This window comes from Hornefia butyriciproducens (genome assembly GCF_009695915.1).
GTDB classification, from domain to species: Bacteria; Bacillota; Clostridia; order Peptostreptococcales; family Anaerovoracaceae; genus Aminicella; species Aminicella butyriciproducens.
In genome coordinates this window covers 208,514-221,675 of record NZ_VUMZ01000002.1, presented here as the reverse complement: position 1 = coordinate 221,675, position 13,162 = coordinate 208,514, and the positions used below count along the sequence as shown (strand labels likewise).

General features: G+C 53.3%; 5 protein-coding genes. 2 read left to right on the top strand and 3 right to left on the bottom strand.

The window, feature by feature from the left end; translation table 11 throughout:
* Positions 1 to 54: 54 nt before the first annotated feature.
* Positions 55 to 354, bottom strand: coding sequence for a hypothetical protein (locus FYJ64_RS03350; protein WP_154573837.1), 300 nt, complete (start codon positions 352 to 354; stop codon positions 55 to 57).
* Between the two features lie 37 nt (positions 355 to 391).
* Here FYJ64_RS03350 and FYJ64_RS03345 point away from each other — a divergent pair, with 37 nt between their 5' ends.
* Complete coding sequence (locus FYJ64_RS03345; protein ID WP_154573836.1) at positions 392 to 1,837, top strand: 4Fe-4S dicluster domain-containing protein; 1,446 nt, start codon at positions 392 to 394, stop codon at positions 1,835 to 1,837.
* Positions 1,838 to 2,008: 171 nt separating this feature from the next.
* Here the strand turns inward: FYJ64_RS03345 and FYJ64_RS03340 are convergent, their stop codons facing one another.
* Complete coding sequence (locus FYJ64_RS03340) at positions 2,009 to 2,629, bottom strand: hypothetical protein (protein ID WP_154573835.1); 621 nt, start codon at positions 2,627 to 2,629, stop codon at positions 2,009 to 2,011.
* A gap of 446 nt (positions 2,630 to 3,075) precedes the next feature.
* Positions 3,076 to 11,295: a Spy0128 family protein gene (locus FYJ64_RS03335; RefSeq protein WP_154573834.1), complete on the bottom strand. Its 8,220-nt coding sequence runs from the start codon at positions 11,293 to 11,295 to the stop codon at positions 3,076 to 3,078.
* A gap of 1,014 nt (positions 11,296 to 12,309) precedes the next feature.
* Between FYJ64_RS03335 and FYJ64_RS03330 the strand changes: the two genes are divergently transcribed.
* On the top strand, positions 12,310 to 13,146 hold the full coding sequence (locus FYJ64_RS03330; protein ID WP_154573833.1) for a LytR/AlgR family response regulator transcription factor: 837 nt from the start codon (positions 12,310 to 12,312) through the stop codon (positions 13,144 to 13,146).
* The last annotated feature ends 16 nt before the right edge of the window (positions 13,147 to 13,162 follow it).

Genomic DNA, 13,162 nt, shown 5'->3' with positions numbered 1-13,162 from the left:
ACTTACTACTTGTCGCTTACCCTGACTCAGAAAGTCAATTATTGAACATTGACTTCATTTCATCAGGTTCTCAAGCAGAAAAAAATGTTTTGTAACAACTTTTCTACCATGAAAACCGGAATTGATGATTGGCGGCATTTCTGATAAAATATTGTCAGAAATATTTTCTTTATAACATTCAAAATGCGACCGTACGTCGGAAGCAAAGGTGTTGTGGGGCATCACTCGCCGGTCTGTCGTGAACCTGCCGGATTGATTAGCGGTGTCGACGGTGTCAGTAGCGTCGGCGGTATCGGTAGTGTCGGTGGTATCGATGGTGTAGGCGGTGTGATGAAACAAGGATGCAGTACACATATCGGGTTTTCTTTTGTGCCTGCAGGAGAGGAGTAGAATGAACGCTGACGTTAATATTATTCAGATCAAACATGAGGTGTGGCGTGAGGTCGCGCGGCTGGCTTTTGAGGGTGTGCTGGAGGAGAAGTATGAATATCTTCCGGAACAGCTTTGTCCGGGGCCGCTGCCGGAGCACCGGTGCTGTGTTTACCGGGAACGTGAGATTACGCGGCAGAGGGTTCGGACGGCGATGGGCAAGGCGCCGGAGGAGAATGACAACGGCAACATCGTTCAGGTCATTGACCCAGCCTGTGCAGACTGCCCGATTTCCAGCTATCTGGTGACTGACAACTGCCAGAACTGCGTGGGAAAATCCTGTGTGGAAGCATGCCGGTTCGACGCGGTGATTCCGGGGAAGAACTTTACTGAAATTGACCGCTACAAATGCAAAGAATGCGGAATGTGCGCGCGGGCATGTCCGTATAACGCCATCGTCCACATCCGCCGGCCGTGTAAATCCGCATGCCCTGTGGATGCTTTGACCTATGATGAGTACGGCCTGGCAAAAATTGATACTGACAAATGCATCCAGTGCGGCCAATGTGTACACAACTGCCCTTTTGCGGCCATCACCGGGAAGAGCTCCATCGTACAGGTTATCGAAGCGATCAAATCAAAGCGTTCGGTATACGTGCTGCTGGCACCCGCGATGGAAGGCCAGTACGGGAAGGAGATCACCATCGCAAGCTGGAGAAAAGCAGCGAAGCAGCTGGGATTCGACAACCTTTTCGAGGTCGGACTGGGCGCGGATCTCACCACGGCTTCAGAGGCCGAGGAATGGAAGGACGCATTGAAGACAGGCGAATTGAAGACGACCTCCTGCTGCCCTGCTTTTGTTAATTACATACGAAAGTTCTATCCGGAACTGGCGGGCGCTATCTCCACGACGGTCAGCCCCATGTGCCAACTGTCCCGCATGATCAAGGCCAGAGAGCCCTACGCCGTCACGGTCTTTGTAGGCCCCTGCATGGCGAAGAAAGCAGAGGTTCAGTACGAGAACATTCCGGGAAATGCGGATTATGCTTTGACCTTCAATGAATTTGAGGCGATGATGCTGGCGAAGGATGTGCATTTCGAGGCGCGAGAGGATGAGTACCAGCAAAGCAGTATCTACGGAAAGCGCTATGCCTCTGCGGGAGGTGTTGCCGATGCCTGCGAGGAGTATCTGCGAGAGCAGGGTTTCGATGGCGAATTACGTATCGCACGCGTAAGCGGACACCGGGAACTGAAGAAAACGCTGGAGCTGGCGAAGCTTGGCAAACTAGACGCACAGTTCATCGAAGGTATGTTCTGCGACGGCGGGTGCTTCAACGGCCCATGCGGCTATGATTCCGGACCCAAGGCAAAGCGGGCGAGAGAGGCCCTGCTGTCGGCCAGTGACGAACGCACGATTTCCTCGAACATTGAAAACATCGACCGCTCTGCTTTCGACAGTCACCGATAGACGCGGAGCGGCCAGCCCGGAACAATTAATGAGGACGGCGCCGCGGCCATTGTACCGCAGACTATACGCCACGGTGCAACCGAAAAGGACGCGCCTCGGACTACTGTTTTTGCAGTCCGGGCAGCGTCCTTTTTTTCTTATTACTGCGTTGTCTCAATGCGTCGTTCTATGCTATTTTTCCTTCGATGACTTTTTGTTTGACTTATTTCCGGCATCTGCGGCAGCGGGAGCATCCCCGTTCTTCGCATCGTCTTCGGTTTTTGTTTCGTCTTCGGTCTTCCCATTGTCCGCAGCCTTTTCCGACTCGTCGACATTCGCTTTTTCATCTGAGGCCGTATCTTTTTCCGCAGCCTCCTTTGGCGAGTTCTGCTTATCCGAAGCTGTCGCTTTCTCCGCCGGTTTTTCGGTTTTCTCTGTCTTCGCCTTGCTTGCAGCAGCGGTCTCCGTAGCTTCTTCCGGTTTCACGGACTTCTTCGACTGAACATCTGAGGACGCCGCCCCGGATGCTGCACTCCCGGCGGGAACAATTTTGTTCACCGTGTCAAGGACCTTGCCGATACCGAAAATCAGAATCGTATACGTCAGGTACGGCGCCGCTTGCTGGAGTGTGTACTGGAATACATCACCCTTCATGCTGGAAAGTGTCGTCCCATACTGAGACGCATAGTTTGCCAGATATGAAATGGCTGAGTATACCATGTAGCAGGTCAGTGCCAGCATCAGAATCGCCAGGACATAAAAGATCCACACGATTACGCTGCTGGATTTCTTTTTTGTTGTGTTCTTGCTCATTGCATTCTCCTTGTTTTATATGATAATTCCATCTCATATTCTGGATTCCAATTATGTTGATATTGCGAAGGGATGGTGTATTGTGACTGAATGTTCCCGTGCGGTTCGCGGCGCTCGTCGACAGGTTCACATCCGCGGCGTTCGCCTACGGTGCTCTTTCCATCATCAGCCCGCAACCCGCAGCATAACGCGAAGAGACCGGGGCACCGGGGAGAGGGGTTTCGTCTCTGTATGTGAGGTCAATATTCCCTCCGATGCTTCGGTCTCTGTCACTGAAGAGTAATAACTCGGTGTCCGCTCAATGGGCGCTGTCGGGTTTGTTCGGTACCTGCAACGTCTGTCCGGCACTGTCGAACTTGTTCGGTGTTCGGTGCCTGCGGCGCCTGATGAGCGCTGTCGAACTTAATACCGCTGCCAACGGTCAGTTATTCTCTCATTTATTTATATCAATCGCATTCTGTTTTGCGCCTGTACGCCCAGAGTGCTCCCAGAGCAGCCGCAGAGGTCGCTCCCAGAAGGATCATCAGCGTCAGGTCGGAACGATCGCCGGTATCCGGGCCGTTCTTCTTTGGTTCGGGCTTCTTGTACCGGTTCGTGAATTTCGCCTTGCCGGTTCTGTTCCCGTCCTTTGTGACCTCAGCCTTCACATGAAGCCTGTTGTCGCGGCTCTCTGTCACGATGCAGGTCAGGGTGTATTCCGATGTGTCGTAGGTGTAACCGGCTGCGCGGTTGTCCTTCTCCGTCATCGTATAGACGTAGGTTCCAGGCTCTGTGAACCTGATAACTCCGAACTCGTAGGAGCCTGCTCCCCGGACAGTAATCGTCTTTGTCTGTCCGGAGGAACCCTTCGGCATCGGCAGACTGCCTGCCTCAGCCGTGGTACTCTTACCTTTCAGAACAAAGGTGAATTTTCCGTCTTTGGCCGGGTTGCCCTTCACAACCTTATGGAGCGGCGGGTCCAGATAGCACGGTGTCGGAATCGGCTTGGTGTACGTATTATTGAAGGTTATCTTCTCCCCGACTCCGCAGCTCCAGCTGACACTCATCGGCTTTCCGTCGAAGGCGTCGGTTACAGTCGCTGTAACTTTGTACTCAGCGCCGTCATAGGTCACGTGCTCTTTATCGCCCCTGACCTCGGAAACCGTGTAGGTATAGGTTCCTGCCTCAGTGAATTTCAGTTTCGAGAAGGTCACACTTCCGTCTGCCTTATTTTTCACCGTATCCACAACCCTGCCGGTCTCATCCTTCAGCCGGAAGGTGAATTCGCCCTCCGCCAGATCTCTTCCGGCCAGTTTCTTTGTGACTGAAATATCATCGGTTACCGAGGATTCTCCCGGTGTCGGCTCGTACCGGTTCGCAAAGGTGAACAGAGTTCCCTCCGGATCCGTCTTCGCCTCCAGAAGTCCATTGCCGTCGTCCTTAACAGTCACCTTGAAGGTTTTCTGGCCGTCGTTGGTCACGCCTGGCTGATTTCCGGTTTCGCTTACTGTGTAGGTGAAGGTCTTTTCGCTGCTGTCTCCCAGATCGTCCTTTGTGAACGTGATGTCTCCGAAGTTCACAACTCCGCCTTCTCCATTCTTCACCTCAGAGTTTTTCGGCATCGGCGCGTTATCCTCTCCTTTGAGAGCAAAGGTAAATTCGCCTGCCTTCAGCGGCCGGTCTCCGCTCATGGTCTTCAGACCCGACACGTTGATCACCGCATCTTTAGCCTCATAACGGTTGGTGAAATCCAGCTTCTTCGCACCGTCGCTTTCCACGCTCAACTGATTTCCGGACGGATTCACCGTAATCTTCACGCTGAAGGACTCCGTCTGAGTGTTCGGCTGCAGCGCCGCGTTCTCCGGTTCGTTTTCGGTTACTTTGTAATCGATGCTGTACACGGTTTTGCCGTTTTCGACTGACTTCTTGGCATAGCCCTTCTCCACCAGTTTCTCCAGAGAGTTGTCTCCGGCAGTGGAATACTCCAGGGCTCCGAACTGAATCGCTGCATCCTTCCCTGCCGCGTTCTGTCCGCTGAGCACCTTCGCCTGGTCGCCGTCCGCATACCGGATATCGAACGTGAAGGCTCCGGCCGTCATGCTCAGGCTTGCACCGTTTTTGCTGAGCAGCTTCTTCGTACCGGAAGGCGTAATACTGCCCGTCGCCGTATAGTAGTTCTTGAACGCCGGCTTATTTTCCGCAGCGGTCGCCACAAGCTGTCCGCCGTCGCCCTTCGTCACTTTGACGCGAACCACATGGATCTTGCTGTCATAGGTCAGGCCCGCAGACTGTCCGGCGATTTCCTTCACTGCGAACTCGTACTCGCCCTCTTCTGTGAAGGTCAGCTTTCCGAAGCTGAAGGAGGTCGGTTCCCCGTTCTTTCCTCCCGTCACAGAAGTTCTGGTCTTCTCAATCGTGATTTCTCCGCTGTCAACAGCTGCCCGGGTCACATCGTTATTTCCTTCGATGGTAAACTCGTATTTCTCCCCTTCGTGCATGTCGCGGCCATACAGTGTCTTGGTGCCGACAACCGCGGCATCGTCCTCGAGGGTCGCCGCTTTGAAACTGTTCGTAACAGTCTGGTCATTTCCGTCTACGTGTGCGATCAAATGTCCGTTATGATCATCCTCAACCGTGACCTTGATGACCTTTTCACCGTTGTCATAGGTCCAGCCGCCCTTGCTCGGTGTCGTAGTCTCCTTTACCGCAAAGGTGTATTCGCCTGCCTTGCTGATGGTCACCTTTCCGAAGCTCAGCGTCTCGCTGTGTCCGGCTTCGATGCCGTTCCCGGTAACCGCCATGTCATCACTTATTTTGACGTTCTCCGCGGCTCCGCTCTTCAGCGACAGCCGGAAGGTGAACGGTTCCACAGCCTTATGACCGTCTACCGCCTTGGTTACCTTCAGTGCGGTGTCGCCTTCCAGTACAGCAGGCTCCGCTTTATAGCTGTTGACAAATTCAGGCGTCGTATTCGCTTCTGCGTGCAGCTGTCCCTGCCCGTCATCTGTCACGGTGACGGTGATTGTCTTCGCATCAGCATCCTTATTGGCGTAGGTCCAGCCGTTCGGAGCATTCTCATTCGTCTCCTTCACTATAAACCGGTATGTCCCTGCCTTTGTGAAGGTCACATCGCCGAAGCTGACGGTCTGGCTCTTTCCGGCCTCAATCTTTCCTGTGGTCTTCGCTGTGTCGCCGTTCTGCGCGATGGAAGCTCCTCCCTGCGGATTATCCGCCGCAGGCGTCAGACTGAACCGGTACTCCTCTGCGGAATCATGTCCGGTCACCTTCTTGGTCACCTTCAGCGCGGTACCGCCGCCCAGAGTCACGGGTTTCGCTTCATAGCTGTTAGTGACGGTCGGGTTGTTGCCGGTCACCTCAGCTTTCAGCGTACCGGTTCCGTCATCCGTTACTTTAACCGTAATGGTTTTTTCCCCGTTATCATAGGTCCAGCCGCCCTTGCTCGCAGTCGTAGTCTCCTTTACCGTAAAGGTATAGATACCGACCTTTGTGAAGGTCACATCGCCGAAGCTGACGGTCTCACTGCTCCCGGCTGCGAGGCTGCTGCTCTTTGTTGTCGCGGTATCGCCTCCGTCTGCCATGACTGCACCCTCCGGGTTGTTGTCGGACGGTGTCAGTCTGAAGGTGAACGCGCTCAGAGCATCACGTCCGGTCACCTTCTTGGTCACCTTCAGCGCGGTATCGCCGCCCAGGGTCACAGGCTTCGCGGAGTAACTGTTAACGACGGTCGGATCGTTGGTATCCTTCCCGTTCGCCACGGTGGAAGCCTCCAACTGTCCTTTGCCGTTATCGGTGACGACAACGGTAATCGGATGACTGGTCTTGTCATAGCTCCATCCGGAATCCGCGGCGGGATCCGCGTTAGTTTCCCGGACATTGAATACATATGTTCCCGCCTTCGTGAATGTCACGTCACCGAAGCTGACGGTTTCACTGCTTCCCGCTGCGAGGCTGCTGCTCTTTGTTGTCGCGGTATCGCCGCCGTCTGCGATGACGGCGCCCTCCGGGTTATCGGCAGCCGGTGTCAGCCGGAAGGAGAAGGCCTCCTTCGCGTTCCAGCCGGTCACCTTCTTGGTCACCTTCAGCGCGGTGTCGCCGCCCAGTGTCACAGACTTCGCTTCATATCTGTTGGTAAAGACCGGATTGTTATCGGCCACCGCCGCAGCCAGCTGACCGTCGGCATCCTTTGTCACGGTCACCGTGACAGTCTTCGCGTCTTTTTCTCCGTTCGCGTAGGTCCAGCCCTGCGGAACTTCAGTATTGGTCTCTCTGACCACAAATTTATATGTACCTGTCCTTGTAAACGTCACATCGCCGAACTTCACAGTATCACTGGAGCCGTCTGCGATGCTGCTTCTGGTGACTGCCGTATTTCCGTCCTTCGCGATGGATGCTCCCTGCGGGTTGTCCTCTGCAGGCATCAGGCTGAACTGGAACGCTTCGGAAGCGTTTCTGCCCTCGACCTTCTTGGTCACGCTGAGCGCCTTGTCCCCGGACAGAGTAACCGGCCGGAAGATATTCGTAACCGTCAGAGAACTCTCTCCGTCGTATTTGACATCAGCTGAGAGCTTATGCGTCTCCCTGTCCTCTGTCACGATCACCAGAACCTTGTGGCTCGCCGTGGAGTACGTCACGCCCGCCAGATCGCCCTTCACCTCTGTCAGCGTGTATTCGTAGGTACCCGCCTTGCTGTAGGTAATGCTGCCGAACGCAGCCTCGGGAGAGTTCTTTGTCGCTTTCACTGTACCGGACTCCGGCATCGGCGCACCATCGGTCACCGCAGCCAGCCGGAACGTGAATTCCGCCTCCGGAAGCGCATCCCATCCGTTGAAGCTCTTCTTCACCTTCAGGTTCGCTTTGGCGTTGGTATAGCTGTTGGTCACGGTCAGCGTGTCACCGGAATAGAACACGGTATAATTGCCGTCCAGTTTTTCGCCGTCGTTCACCGCGGTGCCGCTGCTGTTCAGTTCCTTGATTGTATATTCTATCTTATTTCCGTCCACATAAGCCGGAAGTTTCTCAAATGTCCCTTTCCAGACATTGCTGTCTCCCGATGTAGCGTCATTTGCGGTCAGCGTAAGCGTCTTTCCGTCGACCTTCTGTGTCTTTCCGCCGACAGTCTGATACAGCTGCATCGTTACACTGTCCGGACGTACCTTATTTTTGTCGCCGTTATCATCCCAATTCTTGGTCACGTTCACATCGGCCGTGGTCGTCGTGTTTTCCACGGTCAGTGTGTTTCCTTCGATTTCCGGACTGAAGAGCAGGTTGTAGAACCAGTTCCAGACCTTGTTCTGTCCGTCGAATTCCACTTTGACCACGCCGCTTCTGGTTACGGTCACCTCGTAGGATTTCCCGTTCGGCTCATATCCCTCCGGCGCTGTCGTTTCTGTCAGCGTATAGGTTCCCGCCTTTGTGAATTCTATGGAAACCTTGCCGTCGGTACCGGTGGTATACGTCCTGCTGCCCTGTCCGGAGTCAGTCAGTGTGAATACCGCTCCGTTCAGTCCGTTGCCTGTGGCACTGTCCTTCTTGAACAGCGTCAGGCTGACCGGTGCGTCGATCTCCGCCTTCTTCATCGGAGTATTCGTGATATTGTAACCGTCATAAGCCGTATCAAAACCGCTGAGAGCAGTCTCTGTAACGGTATACTTTATCTCTTTTCCGTTGGAATACTTCGCCAGATTCTTCCAGCTGTATTTCCAGCCGTCGTCCGCCGTCACCTTCTTAGTGTCTGTATACACCGCCGCAGAGGAATCTCCCGCCGTACCGGTAAGCGTAACCTGAATGCTGTCGGGACGCGTATACCCGGCCTTTCCCTGATACTCGTCATCCTTCCACGTCTTGGTTCCGCTGATGTCCACCGTCTCCGGCGTATGAGTGTTGGTGAGGCTGTAGCCCTCAGTCATATTTCCGATCACGGCCGTCTTATACGTATTCGGACCGTCTGTTCCGGTAATCGTATTATCCTTTACTTCCTCTACCGTGTACTGGATTTCCTTCTCGCCGCTGTAGCGGGGAAGTCCCTTGAAGCTCGATTTCCAGCCGTTGTCTGCGGAGAGAGTAATCGTCAGGTCGTTGCCGTCTGCGTCTTTCACCGCCTCGCCGTCCGCATAAAGCTTCACGCGAACGCTGTCAGGCCGGATTCCGTCCTGATTCTGAGCATCATTCCAGGATTTCGATACGGAAACCTCTCTGACAAAATACTTGTTGGTGTATTCAACATGGTACTGCGTATCTACACAATCGATGGTTCCGCTGGCTGTCCTTCCGTCGGTTTTCGCCGCGGTCGCCTGCTTCGGCGGATTCTCCGCCTGAGTAACCGAACTTTTCAGTGTGTCGAGACGGAAGCTTCCGCCCGGAGCGGACTCCGTCACAGAATAGGTGCTTCCGACAGGCAGATCCAGCAGATTGATCGTCCAGCCTGCCTTTATTTTCACGGTAACCGTGACTCCGCTGCCCGCCTGATAGCGCCCGGTTTCTTTGCCGTCCTTCTCCTCTGGAATCGAATTGGTCGGATTTAGACCGGTGACCAGATTGCCTTTCTCGTCACGCACGCCGAACACATAATCTCTTCCGTCCTTGCAGACGGCGCTGAAGGTGTATTCAAACTGCGCTTCCGGAATCTCAGCATCAGCGTCCGAGGTCACCTTCTTTGTCACCTCCAGCGAACTCTGCCGGTAATTTGTGATATTGAAGTTTGCATTTTCCTCGCCCTCAAAGAGAACCCTGTAGACGGAAGAACCGATCCGATAGTAGGTGTCGTCTCCGGAAACGAAGTAAGTGTCGTCATCCTCCATTCCGGAGGGAACATCGCTTCCGCTCACCTTCGCCAGCGTATAAAGTTTTCCGTCGATCCTCATCGGATGAATAGTATCCGCGTCGATTTCCCAGAAATATCCAAGTGCTTTCGGCTCCTGAAGATCGTAATCATGTCCGGTATTGTATACCTTGATTCCGGTAATCTTTCCGGCATCGTCTTTGACCGTTACCGCAAGACCGTTCCCCGTATAGGTTGACGCGGACCAGCTGTTGCCGCTGTTCAGCGTCACATGGGCGCTGGGCGTCTCCGTCTTCCCATCCTGAATAACGTTCAGCTGCACCTCGCTCCCCTCCCGGGAATCCACGTCATTCACCCATTTTTTGGTAATTGTGACGCTGTCCACCGAAAGAGGCACTCCGTCCGGGTTGATATATTTCACCGGATTCTGAGTTTCATCGGTCTCTGTGCCTGTATCGTCGTAGGTCAGAGTCGCTTCTGTATTCGTAGTCAGCTTGTAATCAGAAGTGAGGTATTTCTGAACCTCGGAGGTCAGATCGTCGTAGGTCACGACGTCAGTATCCGACAGCCCGGATCTGAAATACTTTTTCATCGCCGAGGGAATCTCGCTGTACGTGCATTTGTTCTTCAGGCTGGTAATCAGGTCGTTGGTATCCTGGCTCGGATAACAAATGAAACTGACCCTGTATGTTACGCCGTTCTCCAGAAGCCCCAGATGCGTAAGATCCCACGTGACGGCGCCGTCCCTGAAGGAAGCCTCCGGCATCGGCGCTCCAACCTCCAGGATCTTTCCGCCCTTCAGTTTCACGTTTCGGGTTCCGCCGTCGATTGTGCTGATCTTTCCGTCTTTCAGAAGAATCGTGTGCTCCGTCCCGTCGGTATCTTTCAGGGTATAAACAAAGGATTTCTCGTCCACGGACAGCAGCGAGCAGATCTCACCGGAGCTGGTGGTGACCTGATTGGTGGTTCCGTCCTTTACGGTGACTTTTCCAATGCCCACCATCTCAATTTCCTGCAGAATCGCCTTCAGCGCCTTGCTCAGAGCCGTGGAATCACTCGCCGCATAGTAATATGTATCGTCGGGAATCCCGGTGTCACTGCCCGTGTAAGCATAATTTGTCAGCGACTTCATCCGGTCCACGTTTCCGAACACGCCGATCGTATATAGACGCTTGCCTTTGTTCACAAGGGCTCTTGCATCGTCCCTGGCGTGATTGTAGCAGCGCTCCACAGTTGTGTCGTTCTCGCTGCCTGTGCCGTAGACACCGTATCGGTAATAATAATCGTCATCAATGTTCCAATAATCCCCTTTCGTATTGCGGAAGGTGGGATTTCCGTCTGAACAGAAGATTACATAGGTCGGATCGTTATCTCCGAATGAGATGTTTTCCACATCCTGCAGCGCATCCTCCCAGTTCGTTCCGCCGGATGCGCTGAGCCCGTTCACCGCTCTCGAAAAGGCGGTATAGCTCGTCGTTTTGGAGATGTTGGTCGTCGCCGTTGTGGAGAATGTGACCAACGCCATCTGCACAGAATCAGGATTGGCGGAGGTGTTCTTAGACAGCAGTTCCTTCGCCAGGCCGTTCACTGCCGTCTTTCCGGCGTCAAGCCTGGTGGTGCTTCCCGCATAATTATTCATGCTCCCGGAGATGTCCATTACAACAATGACATTCGCGGAAACATCAGTGGTCGACTCTCTCGTCGTTCCCTTCACGTCCAGCGACAGCGTGTACGTTCCGTCGTGGTTGCTGGCCAGTGTCTTGGTGTGCTCCGGCTCGTCCTGTGCGGCCGCACTGCCCATCGCTGCGGACACAAAAACCGCAACCATCGCCGCGGTCAGCACCAGCAGGAGTCTGCGAAGCATACTTCTACCATTCTTTCTTTTCATAAATCATCCACCCTTAATTAATTGTCTCTTACCTTCTTAAGGCTCTTAACTCCTCAGAGATCTTCATTTCTCAAGGTCCTCAGTTCCTCAGGATCTGTGATTTCCCAAAGCCTTCCGAACTCCTTGATGTCTCAAGCTCCCCGAGCCTCTCGCAATTCCATCCGGCGTAAAATAAAAGAATCAGTCTCTGCTCATCAGGTCGGATTCTTCATTGCCGTCTGGATTTTCCGTTCCGGCGTCAGCCGTCCCGGTATCAGCACACCGGCTGCACCGGGCCCGCAAGGATTTGCAAGGATTTGCCCTGATTCCGACCGTCCCGTATCGGCACACCGGACGCATTATAATCGCAGGCATTCACCTTGATGTCGACCCTATTGGCGTCAGCCGTCTTATAGAAATGATATCATAAAATGCTTCCTTTTGCGGTGCTCCCTCGTTCCGCGATACCCGCTTCATCTGTCATAACACTTGCATTTACTTGCTTCCACGCCCTTCAAAAAAAATTAAAGAAAATTTTCTGTCAATGGCAAAATCTACCCTTTTCCGACCGTTTCTGTCATCAACGTCAATAAATTCTCATAACCGTTTTTTCGTTATTTTCTCCCGTATTTTCCTGCTGTTTTTTTCTGATTCTGATGCTCTGACCACCTTCCTCGCCGGGCCTTCGCACCGGCAATTTAACACACTATCCAATAAGTGGTCCTCTGCCTCCTGCAGCGATACTCCGGGCAATTCAGCAGCTTTATCTTTGGCCGGTGAGGTCGCAAAGGATTGCGAAGGCTGAAGACGCAACGGTTCGAGTTCACGTGAAAGTTCGAGGATGTGCAAAAGCGGCGAGAACAATTTGCCAATATTTTATAATTATGTATAGAAAATTCTCACTTTTGGTGCTATACTAAACAAGAAGGTTGGTGTTATGTTCGGCATACGCCTGCTTTGACTACTCTTTTTTCGGCTTCGTCGAACGGTCAGGCAGGAGTTGATATTGAATATTAAGAAAGTGAAGGTAAGCGATTGAAAGTTGCAATTGTTAATGCAGAACGCAAAGTTCGGGAGTATTTTGTCATGCTCCTGAAAAAATATGCGTCAGATAAACCGATTGCTGCGGACTGCACTTTGTTCGAGAGCGGCGATACATTTCTGGCGTCAGAGAACTTCGGCAGGTTCGATGTCGTTTTTCTGGACATCGGCCCGGGAGAGTCAGACAGCACCACGCAGTCAGGGCATACGACTGTGTCAGAAGGCGCAGCGCAGACAGAACATACGACCAACGCGGATGGCGCAGCGCAGACAGAACATACAGCCAGAGCGAAAAGATCAAACGGGCTGGAAACTGCGGCAACTCTGCGCAAAGCATCGGGCACCGCAATGATCGTGCTCCTGACTGAAAATCGGGATCATATTAGGGTGGCTTTTTCTCTCCATGCGTTCGATTGTCTTATAAAGCCGGTGAGCTGCCAGCGCTTTCAGAAGCTGATGGACGACCTTTGTCGTTACCTGTTCCACGATCACGGATATCTCGAATTCACTGCCGACCGGAAGCGCATCCGCCTCCCCCTCAAGTTTCTCATTTCCTGCCAGAGCTGCGGCCATTATATGACTGTCCGTGATGTCGAAAACCGTTCCTGGCGCACACGAATGACGGTGTCTCAATTGCTCGGACGGCTGGACGGCGACCCGCGTTTTCTCTCCATCAACAAAGGTATCATCGTCAATCTCGACCATGTTTCCACGATGAGAGACGGATTTTGCACCACAAAAGACGGTTGCCAATTCCCACTCAGGGTTCGGCAGAGAACCCGGCTGATTAATCACTGGCGGGAATACATTTTCCTGAAACGAATCCGGTAACGCGTATAGCCGATAA